Source organism: Photobacterium salinisoli, from assembly GCF_003614885.1.
In the GTDB taxonomy this organism is placed as follows: domain Bacteria; phylum Pseudomonadota; class Gammaproteobacteria; order Enterobacterales; family Vibrionaceae; genus Photobacterium; species Photobacterium salinisoli.
This window is the reverse complement of the sequence record NZ_QZMS01000007.1, coordinates 453,702-480,221: the sequence shown is the minus strand read 5'-3', so window position 1 is coordinate 480,221 and position 26,520 is coordinate 453,702. Positions and strand designations below refer to the sequence as shown.

21 protein-coding genes and 2 tRNA genes are annotated in these 26,520 nt (G+C 47.0%); 9 read left to right on the top strand and 14 right to left on the bottom strand.

Features of this window, described 5'->3' with window-relative positions:
• Positions 1–546: 546 nt before the first annotated feature.
• From D6M16_RS02925 to D6M16_RS02905, 5 genes are all read left to right on the top strand, one after another.
• Positions 547–1,569 (top strand): TRAP transporter substrate-binding protein, encoded by a 1,023-nt coding sequence (locus D6M16_RS02925; RefSeq protein WP_046219326.1) that lies wholly within the window; start codon positions 547–549, stop codon positions 1,567–1,569.
• A gap of 57 nt (positions 1,570–1,626) precedes the next feature.
• On the top strand, positions 1,627–2,208 hold the full coding sequence (locus tag D6M16_RS02920) for a TRAP transporter small permease (RefSeq protein WP_046219327.1): 582 nt from the start codon (positions 1,627–1,629) through the stop codon (positions 2,206–2,208).
• 26 nt (positions 2,209–2,234) lie between these two features.
• Positions 2,235–3,521 carry a TRAP transporter large permease gene (locus D6M16_RS02915; RefSeq protein WP_120510493.1) on the top strand — a complete coding sequence of 429 codons (1,287 nt, stop codon included), beginning with the start codon at positions 2,235–2,237 and terminating at the stop codon, positions 3,519–3,521.
• A 308-nt stretch (positions 3,522–3,829) separates the two neighbouring features.
• Positions 3,830–5,266, top strand: a complete 1,437-nt coding sequence (locus tag D6M16_RS02910) for a 6-phospho-beta-glucosidase (RefSeq protein ID WP_120510492.1) — start codon at positions 3,830–3,832, stop codon at positions 5,264–5,266.
• A 96-nt stretch (positions 5,267–5,362) separates the two neighbouring features.
• Positions 5,363–6,391 carry a LacI family DNA-binding transcriptional regulator gene (locus D6M16_RS02905; RefSeq protein WP_120510491.1) on the top strand — a complete coding sequence of 343 codons (1,029 nt, stop codon included), beginning with the start codon at positions 5,363–5,365 and terminating at the stop codon, positions 6,389–6,391.
• Positions 6,392–6,453: 62 nt separating this feature from the next.
• Here D6M16_RS02905 and D6M16_RS02900 read toward each other — a convergent pair whose 3' ends face one another.
• The gene (locus D6M16_RS02900; RefSeq protein WP_420812226.1) at positions 6,454–7,716 is read right to left on the bottom strand and encodes an SGNH/GDSL hydrolase family protein; all 1,263 of its coding nucleotides are present in this window, start codon (positions 7,714–7,716) and stop codon (positions 6,454–6,456) included.
• Between the two features lie 439 nt (positions 7,717–8,155).
• Between D6M16_RS02900 and D6M16_RS02895 the strand changes: the two genes are divergently transcribed.
• Positions 8,156–8,608: a hypothetical protein gene (locus D6M16_RS02895; RefSeq protein WP_120510489.1), complete on the top strand. Its 453-nt coding sequence runs from the start codon at positions 8,156–8,158 to the stop codon at positions 8,606–8,608.
• 274 nt (positions 8,609–8,882) lie between these two features.
• Here D6M16_RS02895 and D6M16_RS02890 read toward each other — a convergent pair whose 3' ends face one another.
• The 11 genes from D6M16_RS02890 to D6M16_RS02850 form a co-directional block, all read right to left on the bottom strand.
• A complete protein-coding gene (locus tag D6M16_RS02890; protein ID WP_162940903.1) occupies positions 8,883–9,512 on the bottom strand; it encodes a hypothetical protein in 630 nt (209 codons plus the stop codon).
• Positions 9,513–9,521: 9 nt separating this feature from the next.
• Positions 9,522–10,247: a hypothetical protein gene (locus tag D6M16_RS02885; protein WP_120510487.1), complete on the bottom strand. Its 726-nt coding sequence runs from the start codon at positions 10,245–10,247 to the stop codon at positions 9,522–9,524.
• Between the two features lie 301 nt (positions 10,248–10,548).
• Entirely contained in the window at positions 10,549–11,631 is a 1,083-nt protein-coding gene (locus D6M16_RS02880; RefSeq protein WP_120510486.1) for a toxic anion resistance protein, read from the bottom strand.
• 11 nt (positions 11,632–11,642) lie between these two features.
• Complete coding sequence (locus D6M16_RS02875) at positions 11,643–12,347, bottom strand: phospholipase D-like domain-containing protein (RefSeq protein ID WP_120510485.1); 705 nt, start codon at positions 12,345–12,347, stop codon at positions 11,643–11,645.
• The gene (locus D6M16_RS02870; RefSeq protein ID WP_120510484.1) at positions 12,344–17,215 is read right to left on the bottom strand and encodes a DNA repair ATPase; all 4,872 of its coding nucleotides are present in this window, start codon (positions 17,213–17,215) and stop codon (positions 12,344–12,346) included. The genes D6M16_RS02875 and D6M16_RS02870 overlap by 4 nt, the downstream gene beginning before the upstream one ends.
• A 60-nt stretch (positions 17,216–17,275) precedes the next feature.
• The gene (locus tag D6M16_RS02865; RefSeq protein ID WP_120510483.1) at positions 17,276–19,363 is read right to left on the bottom strand and encodes a flotillin family protein; all 2,088 of its coding nucleotides are present in this window, start codon (positions 19,361–19,363) and stop codon (positions 17,276–17,278) included.
• A gap of 16 nt (positions 19,364–19,379) precedes the next feature.
• Positions 19,380–20,000 carry a DUF1449 domain-containing protein gene (locus tag D6M16_RS02860; protein ID WP_120510482.1) on the bottom strand — a complete coding sequence of 207 codons (621 nt, stop codon included), beginning with the start codon at positions 19,998–20,000 and terminating at the stop codon, positions 19,380–19,382.
• A 653-nt stretch (positions 20,001–20,653) separates the two neighbouring features.
• Positions 20,654–21,019, bottom strand: coding sequence for a hypothetical protein (locus tag D6M16_RS02855; RefSeq protein WP_120510481.1), 366 nt, complete (start codon positions 21,017–21,019; stop codon positions 20,654–20,656).
• 10 nt (positions 21,020–21,029) lie between these two features.
• Positions 21,030–21,149: a hypothetical protein gene (locus tag D6M16_RS22670; protein ID WP_420812225.1), complete on the bottom strand. Its 120-nt coding sequence runs from the start codon at positions 21,147–21,149 to the stop codon at positions 21,030–21,032.
• Positions 21,150–21,214: 65 nt separating this feature from the next.
• Positions 21,215–21,370 carry a hypothetical protein gene (locus D6M16_RS22135; RefSeq protein ID WP_162940902.1) on the bottom strand — a complete coding sequence of 52 codons (156 nt, stop codon included), beginning with the start codon at positions 21,368–21,370 and terminating at the stop codon, positions 21,215–21,217.
• An 877-nt stretch (positions 21,371–22,247) separates the two neighbouring features.
• A complete protein-coding gene (locus tag D6M16_RS02850; RefSeq protein ID WP_120510480.1) occupies positions 22,248–23,177 on the bottom strand; it encodes a LysR family transcriptional regulator in 930 nt (309 codons plus the stop codon).
• A gap of 139 nt (positions 23,178–23,316) precedes the next feature.
• On the opposite strand from D6M16_RS02850, the gene D6M16_RS02845 reads away from it, so the two are divergent.
• The 3 genes from D6M16_RS02845 (at position 23,317) to D6M16_RS02835 (ending at position 25,476) form a co-directional block, all read left to right on the top strand.
• A complete protein-coding gene (locus D6M16_RS02845) occupies positions 23,317–24,252 on the top strand; it encodes a universal stress protein (protein ID WP_120510479.1) in 936 nt (311 codons plus the stop codon).
• Between the two features lie 35 nt (positions 24,253–24,287).
• Entirely contained in the window at positions 24,288–24,731 is a 444-nt protein-coding gene (locus tag D6M16_RS02840; protein ID WP_120510478.1) for a phosphate-starvation-inducible PsiE family protein, read from the top strand.
• Between the two features lie 136 nt (positions 24,732–24,867).
• Entirely contained in the window at positions 24,868–25,476 is a 609-nt protein-coding gene (locus D6M16_RS02835; protein WP_120510477.1) for a MarC family protein, read from the top strand.
• Positions 25,477–26,286: 810 nt separating this feature from the next.
• Here the strand turns inward: D6M16_RS02835 and D6M16_RS02820 are convergent.
• Positions 26,287–26,373, bottom strand: a tRNA-Leu gene (locus tag D6M16_RS02820).
• 69 nt (positions 26,374–26,442) lie between these two features.
• A tRNA-Gly gene (locus D6M16_RS02815) sits at positions 26,443–26,518 on the bottom strand.
• Positions 26,519–26,520: the final 2 nt, after the last annotated feature.

Here is a 26,520-nt window from a genome sequence, read left to right as displayed (position 1 = left end):
TAGCATCAGGCTCCTTCTTATAAATAAACTGCTTTATCGATCACCCCCATTTGCTGCTATCGCTGCACTGAACTTACACTTATCCTCTGTGAATAATAAACCGATACGTTAAAAACTCAGTGGCTAAAAATAGTCAAATAATCATAGAAAAACCGACAATAATGAGTGATAAAAATAGGCATAACATTTCCTGACTTTTCTAACCATCAGATGAGAAAACTATTTTTAATTAATCGTTCAATTAAAAATAAATGATTACAACCACGTCTCAATAAACCCAATAAAAATAATGTCAACCTCTTTGAGGTTATTATTTGATACATCAAAAAACCTGACAAATAATCGTGACACAAGTCACAGCAGAAGACATTCCATCGACGAATTACTTTAATAAAAACAATAATATTGTCAGGGTATTAAAGGACTGAAACTGAAAATTGCCACTGTTCAACTGGATAAAAATCACAATTAACCGTGTTTTAAACCGTCACGGATTAATTACTTTTATCTGGCATGGCTTTAACGCATTCCATAAGGAGGGACGTGATGTTTATTCACCGTCATATCAAGCAAATTGCTGCACTGTCTTGTATTGCTGCAACTTTAGGGTTTTCCACTCTGGCTAATGCAGACACATGGCGTTACGCTCACGAAGAATATGAGGGCGATGTACAAGACGTTTATGCGCATAAGTTTAAAGATTATATTGAAGAGCACTCTGACCATAATCTTAAAATATACCGCTTTGGCGAACTGGGTGAATCAGACGATATTATGGAGCAAACTCAGGCCGGTATTCTGCAGTTTGTTAACCAGTCACCCGGCTTTACCGGCTCGCTCATTCCTGAGGCACAAATTTTCTTCATTCCTTATCTGATGCCCACAGATATGAAAGCCGTGATCAATTTCTTCAAAACCAGTAAAGCTGTAAATAGCAACTTCCCTGCGTTGTATGAAGAACAAGGCTTAGAGTTGCTTAAGATGTACCCTGAAGGTGAAATGGTAATGACGGTTGATGAGCCTATTACCTCTCCGGAAGAGTTGAAGGGCAAGAAAATCCGTGTCATGACTAACCCTCTGCTTTCGTCCACCTATGAAGCCTTTGGCGCTACCCCGACCCCACTGCCTTGGGGTGAGGTATACGGTGCCCTGCAGACCAATATGATTCAGGGCCAGGAAAACCCTATTTTCTGGATTGAGTCTGGCGGTTTGTACGAAGTCTCACCAAACCTGATCTTTACGCACCACGGCTGGTTCACCACAGCTTCGATGGCAAACAAGAAATTCTTTGATGGCCTGTCGGACGAAGACCAGAAAATGGTACGCCAAGCAGCGGAATATGCCTTCAGTGAGACCATGAAACACATTACGGGCCTGGCTGAAAAATCCCTCGCGAAAATCGAGCAAGCCAGTGACGATGTAACAGTAACACGCTTATCTGCAGAGCAAATTGCCAAATTCAAAGCACGTGCACCTCAGGTAGAAAAAACCTTTATTGATATGACAGGGTCGGATGGTCAGGAACTGCTGGACCAGTTCAAAGCTGACTTGAAAGCTGCTCAACAATAATAAAGTCGTACGAGGTACCGCCTGACCCGCGGTACCTTACTGTTTGAGGAAGTTGTTATGTCCGATTCCGAATCATTGGAATACCACTCGGAATTGCCTGGTGTTATCGGCAAAATCGATACACTGATCAGTAAAATTGAATCCTTCATGCTTGCTACAGGTGTGCTGCTCATGGCCCTGAACACCTGTGTTAACGTAGTGGCGCGGTTCGGCTTTGGCCAGGGCCTGTTCTTCTCCGGCGAAATCAATCGCATACTCATTATTCTGATTACTTTTGCCGGCATTGGTTATGCTGCCCGCCATGGCCGCCACATCCGCATGTCTGCGTTGTACGACATGCTGCCTTTCACCGGCCGGAAAATCGTCATGATCCTGATTGCCGTCATCACTGCTGCGATCATGTTCCTGCTGGCTTATTTTTCTTTCCAATATGTGGTGTCCGTGTTTGAGCGCGGCCGTATTTTACCGGCACTCGGTTTTGAAATCTGGTGGATATATATCTGGGTTCCACTCGGTTTTGCTGTCACAGGTGTGCAGTACCTGCTGACTGCCTATAAAAATGCCACCAGCCCGGATATCTACCTCTCCACCGGTGTGCTTGACCAGTACACAAAGACTGAAAGTGACATACAGAAATAAAAAATGAAGTATAAAAGGTATTCACCATGGCTATGACCTTAATGCTGATCATGATAGTGATGCTGTTGATCGGCTTCCCTATGATGATCCCTCTGATTACCGCCGCCCTGACCGGTTTCTACATGATGTTTGGCGGAATGGGACAAATGGATACCTTTATCCAGCAAGTGCTGGGCGGGATCCGCCCGGCCTCTCTGATTGCCGTCCCCATGTTTATTCTGGCTGCGGATATCATGACCCGCGGCCACTCAGCCAACCGCCTGATAGATATGGTAATGACCTTTATCGGTCATATCCGGGGTGGCCTGGCTATCAGTACCGCGGCTTCCTGCACCCTGTTCGGCGCAGTATCAGGTTCCACCCAGGCCACTGTGGTTGCTGTAGGTTCCACACTGCGCCCCAAGCTGCTCAAAGCCGGTTACAGCGATTCTTTTTCCCTGGCCCTGATCATCAACGCCAGTGATATTGCGTTCCTGATCCCACCCAGTATCGGGATGATCATTTATGGTGTCATTTCAGAAACGTCTATCGCAGAGCTTTTCATCGCAGGCGTCGGCCCTGGTCTGATGATTCTGCTGTTCTTCTCTCTGTATTGTCTGGCTTACGCCACCATCAATAAGGTGCCGACAGAAGAGCGTGCTAGCTGGTCTGAGCGCATTAATGCGGCTAAAAACGCCATCTGGCCGCTGATGTTTCCGGTGATTATCGTCGGCGGGATTTACGGCGGGATTTTCAGCCCGACCGAAGCCGCAGCTGTGTGTGTGCTTTACGCTGTCTTTCTGGAGTTCATTGTTTTTCGCTCTCTGGGCAGCAAAGATATTTACGCCATCGCCAAATCCACCGGCTTGATCACTGCGGTCGTTTTCATTCTGGTCGGTGTCGGCAATGGCTTTTCCTGGATTATTTCGTTCGCGCAAATTCCGCAGATGATCCTGGATGCGGTCGGCATTGATGAAATGGGTCCGCTTGGTGTGCTGGCTTCTATTTCTGTTGCCTTTTTTATCGCCTGCATGTTTGTCGACCCGATTGTGGTGATTCTGGTGCTGACACCCATTTTTGCGCCGGCCATCGAAGCCACCAATCTCGATCCTGTTCATGTCGGGATCATTATTACCTTGCAGGTGGCCATTGGTTCTGCCACACCGCCATTCGGCTGTGACATCTTTACCGCCATTGCCGTGTTCAAAAAGCCCTACTGGGAAGTGGTGCGAGGCACTGCCCCCTTTATCGCCATCTTGCTGATTTCAGCCGCACTGCTGGTGTTCTTCCCAGAGATTGCCCTGTTCCTGAGGGACATCGCATTCGCTGAATAGCCTCCGCAGCAGCTTTAAGTTCACGGGCGACTAAGGCACAGACTGAATAACGCTTCCCGCCTTAGGCCCTGGCAGTATGTCAGCCAATGTATTTACGTACTCAGGTTGGCATACTGCCTGCTCCTCAGCGCCTTTTCTCCGGCGCTCCCCAATACCACCCTCTGACCCGCAAGCACAATACTTTCTCTGTCCCACTAAAAAGAAACCGGTTACAGAAACCGGTTACATTTTCAGTTTTAATGATCTACACTGCGCTCAGTATCCAATATTGTTCATGAGATCGTTTTACTGACACAAGGGGGTTACAGATGTCACAACAAGGCTTTCCAACGGATTTTCTCTGGGGCGGTGCCGTGGCTGCCCATCAGGTCGAAGGTGGGTGGGATCAGGGAGGCAAGGGCGTCAGCGTAGTGGATGTGCTGACCAAAGGTGCCCATGAAGTGCCGCGAGTGATCACAGAAACAGTCGAAGCGGAACACTTCTATCCCAACCATGAAGCCGTTGATTTCTATCACAGGTATAAAGAGGACATCGCGCTGTTTGCCGAGATGGGCTTTAAATGTTTTCGGACCTCCATTGCCTGGACTCGCATTTTTCCTAATGGCGATGAAAAAGAACCCAATGAAGCCGGTTTGCAGTTTTATGACGATCTGTTTGATGAATTGCTCAAACACGGGATCGAACCTGTGATCACCCTCTCTCACTTTGAGATGCCGAACCATCTGGTGAAGCACTACGGAAGCTGGCTGAACCGCGAGGTTGTCGACTTCTTCGTGACCTTCAGCCAGGCCGTAATGGAGCGTTATCAACACAAGGTGAAATACTGGATCACCTTCAACGAAATCAATAACCAGCGCAACTGGAAATTACCTATCTGGGGTTACTGCAACTCAGGGATGATCTATACCGATCATGACAACCCGGAACAAGTGATGTATCAGGTGTTACACCACCAGTTTCTGGCCAGTGCAAAAGTGGTGAAACTGGGCCATGCGATCAACCCGGATTTCAAAATCGGCAGCATGATTCACATGATGCCGCTCTATCCTGCTACCTGCCATCCGGATGACGTGCTGCTGGCACAAGAGCTGATGCGGCAGAAATACCTGTTCAGTGACGTTCAGGTACGGGGCTACTATCCCAGCTATCTGCGCAAAGAGTGGGAACGCAAAGGCATCAAGGTTGAGATGCAGGCAGACGATGAGGCCATTTTACGCGAAGGCTGCGCCGATTATCTCGCCATCAGCTATTACATGACCAACATAGTATCGGCGAAAAAAGATCAGGACGGCGAAACCACTTCCCTGTTTGAAGACAGTAAGCTGAACCCTTACCTTCCAGCTTCTGACTGGGGCTGGCAAATTGATCCCGATGGTCTGCGCGTTGCGCTGTCTGATCTGTACGAACGCTACCAGAAACCTATCTTCATTGTAGAAAACGGTTTTGGTGCCATTGATCAGGTTGGCGATGATGGCGCCATCAATGACGACTACCGGATCGACTACCTGAGTGCGCATATCCGGGCCGTGAAAGAAGCCATCACCCTTGAAGGCGTTGATGTCATGGGTTACACCCCGTGGGGCTGCATCGACTGCGTGTCTTTCACAACCGGCGAATACAGAAAACGCTACGGCTTTATTTATGTCGATAAGCATGATGACGGCAGTGGCACCATGGCACGGTCGAAGAAAAAAAGTTTCTTCTGGTACCAGAACGTCATCGCCAGCAACGGTGAAAACCTGTAACGACAGATAAAGCATTCTAACCACAGCTAAAGTTCGTTACACTCGCCATCCGGCTGCGGCTTACTGTCCGTAGCCGGATGATAAAGAGGACAGGCAATGGCAACCATAAACGATGTGTGTAAAGCAACCGGCTACTCCAAAGCCACAGTGTCACGTGTTTTAAATGGCACCGGGCAGGTCAAAGCCGCTACCCGCGACGCTGTGCTTGCTGCCATGCAAACTCTCGGTTATCAGCCCAACGCACTGGCGCAGGCACTGGCAACCAATACCTCCAATACCATTGGCCTGATTTTGCCCCACTTTCAAAGCAGCTATTTTGGCAGCATTCTGCACCATGCCGAGCAAAGCACGCAGCGGGACAACAAAAAACTGTTGGTGGTTAACAGCCGCAACACTGCTGACGGAGAAAGGGAAGCCGTTGCCACCTTAGCCAGTCAGCGCTGTGATGCCATATTGCTCTACAGCCGCCATTTAAGCCTTGCCGATCTGGCTGCTCTGCAGCAAAGCGTACTGCCGCCGCTGATCATCCTGAACCGTCAGTCAGAAGATAGCACTCTGCACAGTTTCGGCTTGGATCAGCGTCAACTGGCAGAGATTGCCATGCAGCACTTGCTTGATCTCGGCCACCGTAACATAGCCTGTATTACTTCCCCACTGGCCAGCGAAACCGGCCAGATCCGGTATGCTGTGTACCGGAAAATGCTGGAGCAGCAACGGATAAGCATACAGCCCGGCTGGGTTTATAAAGGAACCAACACTCTGGCGAGCGGTTATCAGGCCGTTGAGCAACTCCTGGGCAGCCAGCAGAGCTTCAGCGCCATTTTTGCCTGTAACGATGACATGGCAATCGGCGCCATTCGGGCTCTGCATGATCACAGCTTGCGTGTGCCACAGGATATCTCAGTAATGGGTATCGATAATGAGCCTGCTGCCGCTTATGCCATTCCCAGCCTCACTACCGTCTCATTACCTATTGTCCGGCTTACTCAGGATGCCATGACACTGGCGATAGCCTTAGCCAATAAACAGTCCGTCCAAACGCATCACCAGACCTATACCGGGGAGCTGGTTTTACGGGAATCAACGCAGGCTCTGGCATCGGAAACTCGCCATACTGAGAGCTGAATCACCTTCCCTTCACTGAAAAAGCAGGGCGAATGCCCTGCTTGCCAAGATCCAGTATGTCGTTAAGGCTGGATGTTAAAGGTGGAAATCACCGGCAGGTACATGGCATTAGCGATGTATTGATGGGTGGCTGTGGTTGGGTGCGTGACGCCCCAGAACACATACTTATCCGACCCGTGATACGCACATTCATCGGTAAAACTGTGGCTGTACAGGTAGTCTGCCGCGGAGCTGCGATTAATATCCAGACAGGCATCTTTGGCATTGGCAAAACCGTGTGATGCCGGATTAGACGTAATCTGCTCAAACAAATGGTGTGCATCAAACAGCACGACCTTGATTCCTTTGCCCTGATAATGTTTGGCCTCGGTCTTAATGAAAGCATTAAAGGCCAGAATTTTCGCCTGCACCTTATCGATCTCTTCCTGCGTCGAATACTTAAACTGCGGTGCACGGGTGGCATCCGGCAAGGTCATCAGCAAAATGTTTTGAGCGCCCGATTCGGTTAAGCGCTTCATGGCCGAGCTGTAATCGGCTTTGGCTTCTTCCACCGTGCGATCGTAATTCATGAAATCGTTCAGCCCGAACTCCAGCGTAAACAAGGTATTGGCCGGATGGTAATTCTGAGCCAGTTGCATGTACTCAAGATATGACGTGACTTGCTCTGTCACCCCCGTCAGAGCAACATACTGATTGGAACCCGCCGCTCCCCCTACCGCCCAGTTGTACAGCGGCAGATTCAAACTCTCCGCCAGATACTCTGTCCAGACAAAACCGTTTGAGAAGTGCCCCAGAAACCAGGAATTGCGGTTCGGAAACACCCATTGAGAGGCGTTGAACAGATTGCCGGTGTCCGACAGGCTGTCACCAAAAGCGACCACTTTATTAATGCCCATAAAGACACCCAGATCATTGGTCCAGATGGAATGGTTATAAGACAAGCTGTTATCGGCAGCAAAATAGGTCATGTCAGCCGTGTCATGGCTGACCCCTAAGGTTTCTGCACAGCGCGCTTTGATCTCTGACTGCGGCGTATGAGTATAGAACATATTCTTAAACGACCAGGATGACCACCAGTAACCGCTCAGCTGGTAATACTCGCCGTTTTCATCCAGCGCCCACTCCCAGGTGGTGGCCGGATCATCGTGCGTCTGCGCCGGACGATACCAGCAACGAACATAAGTATAAGTGTTACTGCTTTGCACCTGCTCAATCTGCGCCGCCGACAAAGGTACAGCGCTGGACTGAGACACAGTTTGAACAAATGGATGATGTAAAGCAGGTCCATCTCCAGTTTGTGCAGCAGCGGAAAAAGGTAACAGCATGAAGAGTAATGATTTTTTCATAATGAGCCATACGTTATTGGTAAGAGGTATGACCTATAGATGATGGTAACGGAGGGTGTCAAAGTTGCAGTGAAACTGCGAGCAATAAAATGGAACCCACTTCAAACCGGGGTGAGTTTGTAAGCGATTTTTGGCGATTAACTGAAACCGGGCAAAAACGAGGCTGATGCTGATGAAGGTTTTGTGATAAAAAACGGGATAACAACATGAAAAATTGGCTCTTTAGCGACCACTCAACAATTCGATACAACACATCATCACAGTGAATTTAAAAGGATGAATCCACGACTTAAGATGATAATATCGCTGAATAACCTTTAGCAGAAAAAATAACGCTTCTTATTCTGAACAGATACCTCGGTTCCTCATGGGGTGCTATCCCCTGTGATAGCAGGCTTACACAACACAGTGAATGATGATGACAGACAATAATCCACATGCTGACCATGCCTTTGAACTCGCAAATAAAGCACTTTTTCTTGAATTGGACGGGAGTTTGTCTGAAGCCTTACACATGTGGCAGCAAGCTTCAGCATATGCCGATGAACACTTACCCGATGATGATCTGAATCACTGGATCAAAAGTGGTTACGGCTCAGTATTACTGGAAAATCAAGACTATGAACATGCTATTGCTATCTCCGGACAGGCTTTGAACTGGTGTCGAGAAAAACAACAACCTCTTCCCTTTCTGATCTCGGCCAAAGCCTGTCTAAAGCTTGGCAACGCCAAGCAAGCAGCACAATTCGCCCTGCAGGCACAGCAGATCTCGGGAGATGAGATTTTCGATCAATTTGACCCCAATGATCGAAAAATCATCCTCTCGATATTGAAGGCTCATTCATCGGTAATCCCCGGTTTGGGCCAGTAAGACGAATTTCAGCAAGCACGTTATCTTTTCAGCGGACAAAGGGAAAAAACAACTTCAATGACCTATCACATGCACAACACCTGAATCAACCAGGGTAGTTTTAGGAATCCCAAAGATGTTCTGGTTCTGGGATACCTTCCCTACCGCTATGAGAGGCACACCTCATCCGGGTGCGGATAGAGGCTACCCCAGTGATCTACTCTCGATTCATAGCATTGGTCAGTAGCGCAGGAACAGCAGGTTTAATAAAGCCTGGAGATTACGCCTATATTCGTCATTGCTTTTCACGCCAGATGGCATCCTGGAATAACACAACCTTTTCATCGGATTGAGCGGGTAGACAGTTGATGCCAAGTTCATCATGAATGGCTTTACTTTTTTGATCGTTCAACTCATCAAGTTCAACGCCGGTGTTCAGGCTGATATTGCAGGAACCATAAATGCGACTGATTTTTTTCATCGTTGCCGTTAATTCAACTTCAGCCGTATGTGTCGGTAACACTTCTAACGTATAATTCTCTATGAATCGATGGCGCTGAATAAACAGAGCCGATTTTGGTTTAAATCTCAGAATGAAGTGCGACGAATCGGATTCCGTTCTGTTCCAGATGAGTGTCAGCGTATCATTCGGAGTCATTTCATATTGAACTTCACGCCACTTCCAAAAGTGTCGGGTTCGGTAAACCCATTTCGCCTCATTGGCACACCAGAGAATCTCTCTTTTTCGCAACACAGACCATAGCCCCAGCACACCCAATGAAGCCTGCAAGGGGTGAAGCGACACAAAAGGCAGGAAGATGGCGAACACAACCGTCCAAAACCAACCAAATGGCTTATGCCAGACCTTTAAGTTGCAGATGACACTATCGTCTGTGTTTTTTGTTATTTTCATCTCGTCTGTCATCCATTAACATTATTGGCGCTGTTCGGCCGATATCATTTCATCTCTCATTTGACTGGATGTCAGCCTGTATCGCTTCACTTCATAATAAGCAGCATTCTTATCATCTTTATTGCCCTCCCCTTCATCAAGAAGGACGCGAGATGGATCAATGCCAAGTGCTGTTTGGATAGCCCTATATCTTTCCTCATCCAGATCTGTCAATCCGAAGGCGATTCGGACATCCATATTGCTGGCACGGTAGACCTCGATAATTTGTTTCATCATCTCCGTTAACTCAGGCGCTTGGGCATCTTGATCGAATTTCTTTAAACGATATTGAGTGCCTGTTTGATATTCAGACTGACTATCCGGATCAAACCGACTGGCTTGTGGTTCGAACTCAAGTTCGAAACGGCCATAACTCGTCATGATCGTGCCATCTCTTTCTTCCTCAACAGGCTTTTCGTAATACAGAATCAATGCATCGCGCTCTGTCATCGGATGGCTGGTTTGGCGCCATAATAAAAAACTTCGCACTCGAAAAGACCACTGACGCTCCTTTTTTCGCCATACCATTTCTTTTTTTCTTAATACGGACCAAAGGCTAAGTAAAGCCGTCAGGTACTGAACCGGAAAATAAGGAAACAGCACAACCAATACAGTAGACGCAAGGAAAAAGACCAAACCAACTGGCCTGTGCCAGATACTCAAGTTACAAATGACGATATCGTCTTTTTTCGTTTTTTGCTTTGCCATTCCAACCCCACGATTCAAAAAACAGCTTCACTTTAGATGCACTGGCAATGCGCTGCCGATGCGATTCAATTTGTGCTTCATGGCGACACTTGATTCGTTAAAGAATTATTGATATCCCCCAAGAAAGCCTCGGCATACTGACTTATATTCCTGTGAATTTGCTCTATATCGTTATACATCACGTCACCTAACACTGATTAAAGCGCAGCAGGCTGACAATCATCGGAAAACTCAACCATAAAAAACGGCAGTGTTAACTGCCGTTCTGATTAATGCCCACCTATGATGCAGCCCAACATCATCATTCAAGCGTTTGCTGCAACGCCACTTTCAATTCTTGCTCGGCTTTCGCAATCACTTTTTCGGCCTGCTCACGTTGCTGACGACCTTCTTTGACGCGGGATAACGTGTTGTTCAGCGTTTCAATCGTCAATTGGTTGACCGCCTGCAGGGATTCGATATCCAGAATGCCGCGCTGGTAGTTTTCAGCAATTTGCTCTTCCAGCACTTTCAGGTGTTCCGCGTTTTTCACGTACTGTTTGTTAGTGTAATCCTTCACAGTGCGGGTGACTCGCAACGCCTTTTCTTTCTCGTAGTTGGAAATCGCAATCAGGAACTGGCGTTTCCACAAAGGAAAGGTGTTATGAACGATATCCTGGATATCTTCCATCAACATTTTATTGCCTTCCTGCGACAAACGGATTTGCGGCGCGGTTTGCACCGCAGCAAGCCGGGTAAGCTCCAGATTATGAATCCGTTTTTCCAGTCGCGCGACTGCCTGACTGGCGTCACGGTATTTCTGTGCGTCCAGCGCATCGCCGGATTGAACAGACGCCGCGTGCAAGGCAGGTAATACATCCGTGTTCAGCTGATTGAGTTTGTATTTACCCGCGGCAATGAAGTGCTCCAGACCTTTGAGCAACTCAAGGTTGTTATCGTACAGGCCATCCAACTGCGTGATATCGTGCGCCAGTTTCACTTCCTGCGCTTCCAGTTGCTGCGACAGCTGCTCAAGCTGCTGCTTGACCGAATCGAAGCTGCGGGAGAACTTTTTGAAGGAATCAAACAGTTCGCCAATCAGCGGCAGATTCGCCAGAAAGCTATTGCCTTTGAGCTGATCAAACGCAGCGCTGTCCATCGACTCCACCATAGATTGCAGAATTTCTCCGGCATCTCCGGTATCACGGACCCGAACTTGTTCAAGCACGTTGTCGGAAAACGCGGTGATTTTCTCCAGCGCTTCTTTACCAAAAGTGATGGTTGCAACAGCGTCGAAAGGATCAAAGCTGTCAGACAAAGCAACGATTTCGGGTGTCACTTCCAACATGTCGGCTGGATTGTCTGAGCGGACAGGTTGCAGCTCCGGGTTCAACATATCATTCATCTGGGCTTTCCTTAACTCGGCTGATGACAAGGAAAACGCTGCCACAGCTCTTCGAACTGCTGCTCGAACGCTGTCAGAAAACGGCGGTCATCCGTCAGCGTAATGTCTTCCTGATTATATCTGGACGCGCTTCGCGTCCAGTTGAAACTGCCGTTGATGAGCCGGGTGCCATCAAATACGGCAAACTTATGATGCATATGATAAGCCGTGGTATCGATTTTCACGGCGACGCCTTTGCGTGCGAGATAATCAATGTCACTGCCAGTGTCATTGAGTTTGTCGTTATCGGTGATCACCCGTACCTGCACGCCGCGTTCATGCGCTGCCAGAATGTGCTTGGTCAGTTCATCATCTGCAATCGTAAAGACACAAATGTCCACTTTACTGCGCACCTGACGCAGTTGCTCAATGATTCCGCCTGCGCAGTCACGCCCCGGTGAAAACCAACTGGTCGCCACCTCTGCAATGGCAGAGCTGCGGGTGTTATCGAGCACTTTCACGACACGTTCCAGCCAGCGAAGTACAGCAAGGGACTCTGTCCCTTCCTGTATGGCTTGTTGCGCCAGTTTGAAGCTCTGGTTGCGCAAAAAAGCACGATCATCATCCGATAACCCCTCTTCCACCAGTGAAGCCTGTAATTCACGCCGCTCGCTGTCATCCAGCCGGCCATCGTCAAGCGACGCTTTCAGCCAGTCGAGCCACTGTTGCTGATTCATTCCAAATCCTCCAATTTGACAGGCTGAGCGAACCGCGCAACGTGCTGATTCAGCATCGCTAATTGCTGAACGACCTGTCCTGCACGGTCACTTTCATCGCCCATCATTTGCTTGCGCTGATAGGCCTGTTTGATGTCTTCCCAGCGGGCTTTCTGTTCAGCGCTCATATTGCCGCGCAACTCCGCCAGCTTGAGCAGGTTTTCTTCTGTGCCATTGGCCAGCGTCTGCGCTTCCCCCTGATAGTGGTCCTGAAGTAGCGTACTGAGTTCATCATCTGTCATCACCGAAGCGATTTTCTCAGCCAGTTTGTTCATGTTCCGGTAAGAACCCTGAAGCTTAAACGGCGGCTCAACGCGGTAATCATCTGCCGTTGCGGCCGACAGAATGTACTGCTGATTGACTTTCAGAACCGTCTGCTGAACCAGCATGAGTTTCTGCAGCGTTGCCACAATTTCGTTGGCTTCGGTGGATGAATACGAGTGCGACATATCGCTCAGGGCAACACCATCCCCCTGCGCCATTTTCACAAAACGATACAGATCATTGAGATCCCGTGTTGCCAGTGGTGCCAGCACCGGATTGGAAGTGAGCGAGTTCTCAATGAAGCTCAGCTCAAACGCATGTTGCTGATCCGACAGCATGTCACCCAGGTTATAGATATCGGCCCGGTTGGCCAGCATGTCCGGAATCCGGAACGCTTCACCGGTTTCTGTGTACGGGTTCCCGGCCATGACCACAGCAAACTTCTTGCCGCGCATATCATAGGTTTTGGTTTTTCCCTGCCAGGTCCCTTCAATCCGTCGGGTACCGTCACAGAGCGAGATGAATTTCTGCAGCAGTTCAGGACTGGTGTGCTGAATATCATCCAGATACAGCAACACGTTGTTGCCCATCTCGAAAGCCAGATTGATCTTCTCGATTTCACGCGCTGAGTTTTGATCCGGGGCATCAGCCGGATCCAGCGAGGTAACCTGATGGCCAATCGACGGGCCGTTGACCTTCATGAAGACCAGGCCCAGTTTGTGCGCCACATATTCAATCAGGGTGGTTTTACCGTAGCCCGGCGGAGAAATCAGCAGCAGCATCCCCATCAGATCGGTTCGTTTCTTGTCGCCGACTGTACCCATCTGCTTGGCAAAGTTGTCGCCAATCAGGTGCAGGTAGCTGTCGCTGATCAGCTTGTTGCGAACGAAAGACGTCAGCGGACGCGGTTTAAACTCACTCAGCCTGAATTGATCTTTGGCCTGATTCAGCAATGCCGTCCGTTGATTCAGATAGGCGTCAAACTGAGGAACCACCACGCTGCGGTGATGTTCACAGCGCTGGATGAAATCATCCAGTACCAGGGTTAATGTGCCGCCTTCAATCCGGTCGTGCTCACCCAGCAGTCCCTTCACAGGACAAGCCAGTGAGAAATCGACAGGACTCAACAAGCGGTCTGAATACGTTTTACATACCGCAATCGCTGCAGCTTCGACCACAAACGCCTGACCGTATTGCTTCTGAGCGGTGTAAGCACTCAGCCATTGCTGATGATCGGCAAAGGCAGCATCCAGTGCCAGTTGCTCGCCGTTCCAGCCCAGACTGCGACGAAATTGCAGGTAATCTTCACTCAGTTCAAAGCCATCCTGACTGACTTCAATCCGCACATCCGTCCCCGCCAGTAACCGAATCAGGTAATCGCTGCTCTCCATAGCGGCCGACCCCTGAACCGACTCAGCCAGCGTTTGCTGCAGCGACTGAAAAGCATCGGCTGAATTGAGATGCTCTTTCAGCAGCTGTGCATTTTTCGCTTTTTCCTGCCAAGCCTGCAGTTCAGTCTCTTCCTGCATCATCAGCCAGAGCAATGCATTGGCCCGTGCCTGCTGGCTGAATCGCAACAGTCCGGCCTGCTCAAAGGTCGGCAGAACGCCCTGCAATATCAGAGCGGCATCGTGATCGTGGATCCCTTTGACATACCCTTCTTTGTAGCGCGGCGCCGAAAAGCGCTGAACCAGAGGCAACAAGGATTTGTCACGACCAGCCTGATAAAGCTGGGCAAGCGACAGATCTTCAGCTTTATTCATCGCACTGTGCAGCATCAAATAGGCCAGGTATTCAGCGCGGTAAACTTCGTCACTTTCAGAAGACACATCAAGGCGCGCTATCTGCTGCAGCGACAGGAAGGTTTCATCTTCGATGGGCTGATAAAAATCGGTACCGGAAATATGCGTGCAAAGTTGTTTGTTGTGCTCCACCAGACTCAGATCAAGCGCCTGCTGATTGACACTGAACTTGTGACGACCCAACCGCAGTATTTTGCCGCCATCTTCGAAGATATCCTGATTATCACGAAGCGAACGCAGCGACTGGTCTTGCAGCGATTTGAGCTTAGCATCCAGACTGTCTGCCTTGACGCTGTCGCCCAGATCACGAATCGACTGCGACAGCTGATGCAGTTTCAGCACCATGGCGTCGGTGGCGAAATAACTGTTCAGTGCTTTCACATCATCAAAGCGGGACACCCGCTTTTCAACACTGCCCATAGTGACATTGGCAGCCTGCATCAGGTTCTGTACCCGGCGCTGCTGCGCTGCAATCAGTTGTTGCTTGTGGTTGTCCAGGGTTGACTGAATCTCATCGCGCTTGGCGTAAATCTCTACCAGAAACTGATCGAAATCTGCAAAACGGGACTCCAGCTTGTCCAGCTGACCAACCAGTTTCGCCAGTTGGGTGTCACATTCATCTGGCGTCGTCGCCTGTTCCATCGCGCTGCTGACCGACTGACCCAGCAGTTTAAATTGCGCACTGAACTCGGCCTGTGCTTCATGGCTTTGCAGGCTCTGTGATTTATTTCTCAGCCTGGCCGATACAGCATTCAGTAATGACGAGACTTCGGTGGTTAAATCCAGAATCCGGGTCGACTGGGTCGGATCATCGGTTTCAATGTCCGTGACCTCTTCAGACACCAACTGCAAGTCTGCGCGCAAAGTGTCAACCTGCTGCTGAAGGGCCTGAATGTCTGCTGTCTTACTGACATCCGCCAGCGAAGATTCAATGTCGTGGATCTGTTGCTTAAACGGCTGATACGCCTTCTCTTCCTGTAACAACGCCAGTAACTGCTGATTCAATTGCTCGCGGTACTGCTGCAGATTTGCCAGTAAACCATCAACACTGTCGCTGTCCATATAATGCTGCTGACGCAGCGCCATGGTCGCACCAACCTGTGCTTTCAACTCTGACAGCAAGGACAACAGGACATTTGCCTGCTCTTTGGGTGCCAGTTTGATTTTCGCAATCAGATCCGCCACAACCTGCTGATGCTCAGCCAGACTCTCTTCAGCGTGACGCTGCATCTGGAGCACTTTGGCAAACTCATCGATGATCTTGTTTGCCGTGTCCATCAGGCTGTTAATCACCTCACCCATGCCCAGCGCATAGTGATGATTCAGCCAGTGATAGTGATCCAGCGTGGTCTGGCACTCTTTCAGCAGTACTTCAAAAGCCGCCTGAGTGACTTCTTCTGTCTGGGCAAGCTGGCAGATTGACAATACGGAAGACAAGGCACGAACCAGTTCGGCATTGCCCAGATTAAACAGCGGGCTGGTGCTGTCAGCACTGGCATTCTGCGCGGCATAGTGTTCCGGCGTAGAAAACGGCGTGTCCCAGATCCGCAGCGGGTGGATGGTTGACGCTTCTGCATTTTCAGACAGCTGAAATACCAGCATCCGTCCATCGGGATAGAGGCTGAATCCGTGGCTTTCCAGAGGCGCCGCAAACTTCTTCTCAATCATGTTATAGGTAAAGCCAACGTAATGGCCTTCCAGCATGTTGAAGAAGAAATACAGGATATCCTCACCGTTTGGCGAGGCAATTTTCTGGAAGAACTTCAGGTGCTGCCACGGCATGTCAAACTGCTTACTCTCGCCGTTGGCCAGCACGAAACCGTGGGAATACAGCACACCGTGATCTTCCGGCAGCGCTTTGGCACTCAGTCCTAACGCATCAGCACGGACAACAGACTGATTGATCGGGTTATAAATAAAATAGCGCGAGTGCTTTTCACGGTGCGGTTTGATTTTTAACGCGATCAGCTCACCAATAAAGGCGTATTCAATGAAAGCATCGGCAACACTCTGATGCGGATCGTCCACCGATTCACTGTAGATCCCTTTACCGTCATCTGTGTTGTCTTCCACCTTGATGGTCAGATCGCCGCCAATGCATTCGACAAACAATTTGTCGCGGATCGACACGTGCGGATGAGTACCCGCAACCTGATCGTCCCGGGTTGTGGCAATCCAGTCAAAGTCATGCTGCTGAACATTTTCCAGCTGTTTGTTACCCAGCGAGTCAATATATTCAATCGAATTGGCATTGAGCTGGAAACGGAAGACTTTACGGTCTTCAGGACGCATCCCGATCTGGAATGCAATGTACAGAATGCTTTCCTGACGAGAGATCTGTGTCAGGCGGGCATCGCTGTAGTAAGTAAAAAGTTCGGTGAATTCGTGCAGAAAACGGGCATCCGTCAGAAAACTGTTTTCCAACGATAAAGGTTCAATCCGGAACGTGCCGTCCTGCTCGTGTAATTGATATAAACCAAACACATCCTCTAGGGACGGAGAGGATTTCAGGCCGACATGAACCTGATAACCGAACAGCAATTGCTGATTGACCTGCGCCATATCGATGGGAATGGAGCGGGCCTGTGTCTGGACATTCGCTTTGCCAACCAGTTGACTTTCCCGGCTGCCAAAGATTGTCTGACGATTTTGATTAAAGGTTTGAGACAGGGACTTGAGCTGTTTACCTTGCTGAAATAGACGGGATTTCAGTATTTCGTACGCCCCACCCTCGCTCACCGCTTGTTGAGTTGTTTCGGACATGCAATTACCTAATAAATCCCGCCTCATAAGAGGCGGGAAGCGTGGGATGATTGACGTAAATTACAGTTTGTCTTCTGAGTGAGTGCTCAGTGTGCTTTGAATTTTCTTCAGCAATTCTGATGCACCGCCCTGTGAATTCAGCAAACCGGCCAGCGCAACGTTACTCAGGTCGCTGCTTTTCAGATCCGTGTTTTCCAGGATGTCTTTAATGTCCTGAGGCATGCTGCGCAGGCCTTCAACATATTCAGAAACCAGTGGATTCAGTACTTTAGATTCGGCAAACTTCGCATCCATTGAAGCGGCATCCATAATAGTACGACGGATTTGCTCCATGCCTTCACCACCGAACAGCTTGATGTCCGCCTGAGACAGGGCCTGAGCCAGCGCTTTCGCGTTCTCGCCCACCACAGATTTCTGTGCGTCGATACGCGCGATTTCCAGCTCTTTATCCTGTTGCAGCTTCATCACCCACTTATCATGCTCACGTGTGTGCTCATCGTACTGCTGAGCAGCTTCGAAGCGAGCTGTCTGAGCCTCTGCTTCCGCCAGACCTTTCGCTCGCATTGCCTGCGCTTCGGCTTCACCGGCACTCTGCAGTGCGAAAGCCTCTGCTTCACCCACTTCACGGATCGCCAGCGCACGCTCGCGTTCCACTTCAATTTCAGCCAGACCCGTTGAGCTGATCACTTCTTTCTCAGCTTTCGCCATCCGCTCTTTCGCCGCCGCTTCACGTTCTTTCGCGATAAATTCTGCTTCAGCACGCTTGGTCGCGACAATTTGATCAGCTTCCGCTTCACGGGTCTTCACAGCCAGTGCATTTTCTGCATCACGGGTCTTAATCTTCAGCGCAGCGTCATTCTCAATCAGCAGGCGTTCTGCTTTCTCACGGGCAGCGTCTTTCTCTGCACGGGCAGCAACCAGCAGTTCCAGCTGTTTCGCTTCAGCAATCGCTTCTGCTTCTGTGAGCGTCACGCGTTTCTGACGGTTCACTTGTTCGTGAACGCGCAGGTTCTGTGTTTCTTCCTCTTCACGAGCAATCTTACGTTCAATTTCAACACGTTGAGAACGGGTTTCTGCCACAGCTTTCAGCGATTCCTCCACTGTGGTTTCTTTGTGCATTTCTTTCTCTGCCACTTCCGTTGCGGTACGGACTTTCTCCGTTTCAACGGCGCGGTTCAGTTCTTCCTGCTGGATGGCCACCTGACGCTGATTGGTAATGCGCGTCATTTCGACTTCCATCTGAACGCTTTCGCGTTTCTTGGCCACTTCTTCTTCGGTTTCCAGCTTCGCCAGCTGCGTTACGCGTTCATATTCTTCACGCTTCTCGGAAGACAAGGCTTCCTCCTGCGCTTTGATAATATCGATTTCGCGTTTCGCGCGGGCAATGCTTTCCTGCTCCTGCTTATCCAGTTGCAAACGGTTGGCTTCGGCTTCAACATTTTTCTTCTTGATGGTTGTGCGCTCGTCCTGACGAATCGCATTGGTTTCCGTGTTCTTTTGCGCGGTGATCATGGAGATCTTACGGATACCTTCAACATCCAGAATATTGTGCGGGCTATGTGCGTCCAGAGAAGTCTGGTCAATTTTATCAATGACAACGTCATAAATTTTGAAGCCATCCATTTCGCTGCCGATCACTTCAACCACAGCATCGCGGAACGTACGGCGATTGGTCAGCAGTTCCTCAAATTCAAACTGCTTAACGGCTGTTTTCAGTGCTTCAGAAAATTTAGGCTGGAAATGTTCTTTCAGGCGTTCAATATTTGATGCTTCATGCGCGGTAAACAACTTGGCCACACGAATGATATCTTCTTCTTCGTGATTGACACCAATATAGAAATCCACTTTCAGGTCGGCACGAATATTATCGCGGCAGTGCAGACCTTCGTATTCTTCGCCTTCCTGATCTTTACGACCGCTGCGAATCACAGAAATCTTCTTACGTGTGATATCCATATATTCGTGCTGGTTAATGACCGGCCAGACGAAAGTACCGGTCAGCGAAGCACGGGTGGCATGCAGACCATTGACGATCAGTGCATCACCTTCCCCTCGAACCTTTTTATATCTGGATGTGAGAAAAATTAAAATCAGTAAAAATATACCGACTCCAGCACTAATAAAGATAACGCTTGGAGAGATTTGCATAGCCAACTCCTTATACTTAGCTATTTTTCGCTACTATATAATGTTTTGTTGTTTTATTTTGAGAAACGATGATCACTTCATCGCCATATTCCATTGACATCTCAGGCTCAATCACCCGGACATCAAGTAAGAATTCGCTGCCGTTATGCTGCACGACAACTTCACCCCGGTTCTGGTTCACCAAGCTGCTGTGAACCCGGCCTTTCAGGCCAATAAAATCAACCCTGGCAAAGCTTTTCTTTTTATCAAACAAAGGTGCCAAAGGTTTGAGCATCCAGGCAGCAATGAAAAGAGCCAGATAAGCCGTCAATGGCATCGACACCACTTCGACAACCATCATCCAACCAGCGTCAGAGACGACACTCAGTGCTTGTGCCAGATAAAAAGAGACAATGGTCCCGACAAAGAAGCTGACACACAGGGCCACCATGAGTGGCACTTTCGACAAAATTGGTGGCAGAATCAGACCGGCACCCGGGATATTTTCCGCATCAAACAGATCAACATCCGGTGCGACACTTTCCACAATGTTGAATACCAAATCCACCAGCATGACGAGCAAAAAGATGACAAAAGGAACGAAAAAGACATTCGTTGGAAAAGAGAGCAATATCGAGAGCATTTCTTGGATGGTCATGCGCACCAACTAATTTATAGAATTATCAATTTCAGTTTATTTCAGGAAGCCAGTCACATCTTGCGACCGTATATAAGAAAACGTTAAACAAGGTTTTGGGAATTTATCACCCCCTTTCTTTGCCGACAATTCATTTTGCCCAAAAGGAGAAAGTGAGACATAGCGTCATGGCGATGAATAATTCACAAAGTCATCAAACATTGTCAGAAAGCAGGCTTGCTTATCACTTTTATTGCTGTTGTTTTCACGCTCTACACTGTGATTATGACAGGCTGATTATCATCTCGGAGCCGTATCAAACTTTACCTGTTTGAAACTGAATCTGAAATTCACTTTTCCGTTAGAAAAAATTACCTGGAATCCAGTTGCTGCAAAACCGCGCTGCAACTGAAGGTGAAGGTGAAAAATAGATTATGTGCGAAATGCGCTATCCTTTTGAGTTCACTGTTTGTATTTTTTGACAGCGATGCGTCAATTTCAGCAGCCTGATAGGTTTTTGACATTTAAAATTGAGGCATATGGATAAAAATAATGAAATTGATGAATTTATTATTTTCTTAATGTTCCGGTCCTGGTTATAACGGACCGGAATTAAGGCAACTGGGCGGAAAGGCGGTCATTTCAGCAAAAAGCCAAAAGCTGAAGTCAGCACACTACTCAATCGCCGGAAAGGTTCGATACTCATCGACTACGCCATCTTTGATGAAGAAAACGAGTAAGTATCCTTCACCGTACTGGCTTTGAACATTTCCGCCAATAAAATAAGCCAGATCATGATCGTACTCATGATACCCGGTTGGCTCACCAAGCAAATCAATCAAGGTTTCGCTTTTCATTCCGGTAACGCTATATTCTTTGAGAAAAGAATAAACCATCGTCCCTCTGGTTGATTCATCTGCTTCGCTCCAGGCACTCTGGCTGAATGCTTGATCACCTAAGGCTAAAAATGCGTCATTACTTTGCTGCTCAGAGCATGCTGAAAGAACCAGTGCTGCCGTTAGAAGGTAAATTTTTTCCACATATTACTACCTATTGAATAATCATAAGTTCGCCACCTTGAAGTGCAGCCATACATGCATTGGAAAGAGAGCTATCACTTCCACCTCTTGCTCCGATACGCAGCCCGACATCGTTGTTATGAAGATCCATTTTCTTCTCCATAAAGGGGTTATCCGGGCTGGATTCATGAGCATTAGCTCCATCAATTTGTGTGTCTATTTCTCTGTCAGCAGCACCAAAGCCACCGCCACCAACGCCTGATTATAAGAAGAATGGATGCCTTCACTCGCCATACCAATCGCAACTGAGATGTCCCATTTTTCGATGTTTGTTGCAGGCCCATGGTCATCTTCCGAGTGCTGTACCCTCAAATAATCACACCAATAACTGTATATAAAAAAGCGTGTATATGACCTTAATTTTGGAGTAAACATTATAAAATCAGCACTTTAGTAAAAGCGAATAGATAAAATTTCAGTATGATGATAACCATGCTTTACGTTGCTGCGTAATCCTACCGTGGTTCAGAAATTGTTGTAGGAGGCTTCACAGTAAAGGCATATATGACTCAGTTGATAGCTGAAAAATTACAATATCTTTCTGGCATGAAAGTTAGACATCTTCTGTTCGAAATTCTGTAAACTCCCGCCATGAAGAAGTAATATTTAGCTCAGCCCTTTCATCTTGTGTCAAAGACTCCCAGTAGGGAACCCAGAGCCAAGTAAACCAATAATCTATATCTCCCTGTAAACTCCCATACTCATCCGGGTTTATGTCAGGGAATGAAATCATTGGTTCTGGTGGGGAGAAATTGGCGTCTAAAATTGCGTCAACAATTGTGTGATCGTTCGTGATCAGATGGACTACACATCCCCCGAAATCATCCAGTAAGTTTAATTTAAATATTGAAGAATCAGAGCATGCTATCTCTTTTACCTCTCTGTACACCTCAACACTGACCTCAGGGTATTGGGCTTATAAAATACAATTCAATTGAGTCAAACATTAAATTTCCATTAGGGCTAAATAGAACAGCGCTTAATAAGCATGTTGCTAGCCTCAGTTATGGATGAATGAAAATCATCCCAAAACTATAGTAGGACCCCAAACTGACACCAATATAAACCAAGGTTTAATAATGTAGCGTACTTAACTTTATCATCCTTCATAGTCTAGTGGAGAACACACTTAAATGTAGGATGAAAATATATTAAACACTCTATTGTAGTTTCATCAATCGCCACAAATTCATGATGACAACAATTTATTATAAATTATTTTCTCATCTAACAAATGCTGAGTAAAAACTTTAGACAACGGCGTTTGAATTTTCATTGGTGATTTAACAATATGCCAGTAGGTTTCAATGGGAAATGTTTCCACCGGTAAGTAGGTGATATTATCATTTGGCTCATAATAAAGTGCATACTGAGAGAGAATAGCCAGTCCCATTTCTGCAAGAACACAGTGTTTAATTGCTTCATTACTCTCTATAACCAGCTTTGGTTTAAATGATAAGTTCAGTTTTCTCAGATGATTTTCAATAGCAAATCGAGTTCCAGATCCTGGTTCTCTTGCTAAGATCGGATAAGTTAAAAACTCATTGATTGAAATTTCTTTCTTTTGTGAAAGAGGATGATCGATGTGAGCCACTGGATAAAGTAAATTTGGCAAAAACCTAATCGCTGACTCATTCATTTCACTTTCAAGATGACTAAACAAGTAAACATCATCTAAACCTTGTTCGTAACGACTCAGTATAGTATCTCTGTTTCCAACTTTTAGAACGATATCTATTAAAGGGTATTTTTGACAAAAATCGCCTAACAGGTGAGGGGTGAAATATTTTGCCGATGTTACAACAGCTACACGTAAAGTACCGGCCTTTAAATCCACTAGATCAGCAAGTTCAGACTCTAGGTCATCTGTAGCAGAGGTTATTCTTTGGCAGTAACGAGCCACGGCATGCCCAGCTTCAGTGAATATGATGTGCTTTCCTCTCATTTGATACAGCGGAGAGCCAATGACTTCTGTGAGCTGTCTCAATTGGATTGATACTGTAGGTTGAGTAAGACTGAGCGCTTGGGCTGCAAGTGTTACAGAACCGAGTTCATAAACATGACTAAAAACGCGTAAAGGCCTAATGCTATTCAATCTGTTTCTCAGGTGCTGAGCCATAACTGCCACCCTCCAACATATCGACCCATAGATGAATGTCTATACAACGCATGTGTTTATTTAATTATAATTAATATTTGTTCTAGGTCATTATCCTCCTCAAGAAGCACTAACCACCCTAGTATTGAGGAGAATCGCTATGAACTTTCGCCACCTCCTACTTCCCATCGCACCAGATCAGCAACTTGATGAATCCTTTAAGGAAGTTCTGTACTTTGCTAATGAAAACTCAGCCAATGTTACCTTGCTTACTGTGATTGAAGGTCTAGATGAGTACATTGAGATATCTCATTATACTGGCACCACATTAGGCTTACTGGACAATGCGACCAAGTTCTATCACCAGTCGCTTAAACACCATGTTCATGCCTTCCGGGCTCAATATCCAAGCATCAAGTTCGCAACACTTATCAAGATTGGTGTTCCCTTTATAGAGATCATAAAAGCAGCTCATGAAGTACAGGCAAGTTTGATTGTTATTGATACACATAGAAAGAAGAAATCAAAACCCTGCCAATATGGCAGTACTACACGGCATCTCATGCGCAAATCAGATATACCAATCTGGTCATGCAGCATGAAGCCAATGGCTATACGTCGAGTCGGAGTAGCCGTCGATGTATCCAATCAAGAACAGGTCCAGTTCAACGAAAAAATCTTGTCATTATCCATGGAGTTTTGCTCCCTGACCGATGCTGAGTTGATATTGATACATGCTTGGCGACTTGATACCGAAGGTTTCTTACGCAAGTGGAGTGGTTACAGTCAATTAGATGTTGCACTCTTGGCTAAAAAAATGAGAGAGGATCATGCTGGGCGCATGAAATCACTGCTGAAGCCTTATGAAAACAACTTGGTGAAGCGGAAAATAAAGCTGTTAGAGGGCGATGCAAAACAAATAATTCCATCATTTATTGATAAAGAATCTATCGACATGGTGATAATGGGGTCGCTAGCTCGAGCTGGAATTGCCGGTTTTCTGATAGGCAATACAGCGGAGTCAATGCTGGATCAACTTAGTTGCTCAGTTTTAACTCTTAAACCAAATGAGTTTCACTCTCCCGTGCTTGGCTAGAAATCTGTGGGGGTTGAACGTCTAATGGAGGCGTTATGAAAATAGATAATGATGACAAACTATCCAAAAGATTGGAAAAAGTCATTCACTGGTCGGTAAGAACGTTGTCTATCCTCATGGTATTCGTGATTTTCATGGGGGTACTTGATGTAGCCTGGATACTTTATCAACGCATTATAACACCGCCAGTCTATATACTGACGATCTCCGATATGTTGGCAACTTTTGGTGCATTTATGGCAGTCCTAATTGCCATAGAAATATTTATTAACATTACAATTTATCTTAGGGAAAATGTCATCCATGTCAAAATTGTCATGGCAACGGCATTAATGGCAATTTCACGAAAAGTAATTATCATTGATGTGGAACAAATGGAAGCGATTTATCTATTCGCTATTTCAGCCGTAGCACTTAGCATGAGTATAGGATATTGGCTAATTCATCAACTTCCGAGACAAAGCCATATGGATGATTAATGTCCTAAATTATCCCATTCACCAGAGGCGAAATTATCGCCTCTAAACGTAGTATTGTTATCAAATTCAGTGACATTCAGATTAGTGTGATTTTAAACAAAAAAAATAGTCCGACCCCAATATGTTGGAATATGCCATGATTGATATTTTTGCTACTTTTATCGCATTCTTTGCTGTTGTAGATCCAATAGGAACGATTCCAGTTTTTATCGCTGCGACACGTCAGATTGATGATAAATTAAAATTACGGATTGCTATCAATGCTACAATTGCAGCAGCAGGAATTCTCTTGTTTTTTATTCTGGCTGGAGAATTTATTTTAACAGTCATGTCGATACCGCTTTCAGCATTTCAAATCTCTGGAGGTATAGTTCTATTCATTTTTTCACTCACAATGATATTTGGTGAAAGTAAGCCTGATGAAGAAATACGGTTAGTTACTGATCATCACGAGAGAGCCATATTCCCTTTAGCCGTCCCATCAATTGCCAGTCCAGGTGCAATGCTTACCGCAGTACTGTTAACTGAAAATGCGCGCTTCAGCTTTATTGAACAAGCTCAAACATTTATTGTGCTACTTACAGTCCTTTTCATCACATTTATAATGATGATTTTAGCTGGAAAAATAAATAAAATCATCGGCCGAAGTGGTGCAACAGTTATCAGTAGAGTGATGGGATTAATCCTTGCATCTGTTGCGATGACGAATCTATTATCAGGAATAGAGACATATTTTGGAATTTAGTAAATAATGCGCTCTTTAAATTATTCAACCCAAAAAAACATAGCAACAGCCTAAAAACTCAGAAAGTATCAGCCCACTCAACCTAGTTGATTCATACAACGGCTCCAACCTGTAAAGCTTTTTTATTGTTTCTTTCACATACCTCAACTGCGGGCCATGCTGCTGCTCCCTGGCTTTGTGGTGGAACTTCTGATGTTCATTGGCCAGCAGCATAGGCAGGTGAACAGGTCGTGGAATTTTCCAATCTTTCAACAACATCAGCCGTCAGTTCGGTGTATCTGGCATTGGTCGAGCGCTTTACCCTAACCCTATTCGCTTGTGTGCTTCCTCCCGCTTGAAAACGTCATCCATGAATGCGTCTGGCAGCTGTGGATAGACTTCATGCCTGACGGCCCACCAGCATAGCTCAGCGGACGTTAAAGCATGCATGCCCCCTAACCCAAGCTGCGAAGCAACAGCTTGTTGCTGTGACGTGTTGAATTTAACGAAAAGCGAACTGCGCGAAGAAGGCATTTTTTAGAACAAGGCAAAACGGGTTTGAAACAAATTAATGTGTGGTCTGCAGCATGAACAAGGCGGTAAAGGAATATGAAGAGACATCAGTGATTATGACGGCAGCTCAAAAGAGAAACAGGCATTCTCCGGCCATAAAACTGAACGTCAGGTTCCACCGATGATCGCAGGATTCAGATCGTCAAAACCATGAGCAAAGCTAATGTGCCCGAGCAGAAAGACTGATTTATATTAGGAAAAGATATTAGGAAAAGAAAAACGGCTTACAAGTGTTAGCCTGTAAGCCGTTGATTTTGATGGTGCCCCGGGCCGGACTTGAACCGGCACAACGCGAACGTCGAGGGATTTTAAATCCCTTGTGTCTACCAATTTCACCACCAGGGCACGCAATTCTGGATTGCGATGGGTCAGACACCATCTTTCACACCGAAAGTTATCGTTGTGATTAAAATTTGGAGCGACACACGAGGTTCGAACTCGTGACCTCAACCTTGGCAAGGTTGCGCTCTACCAACTGAGCTAGTGTCGCAA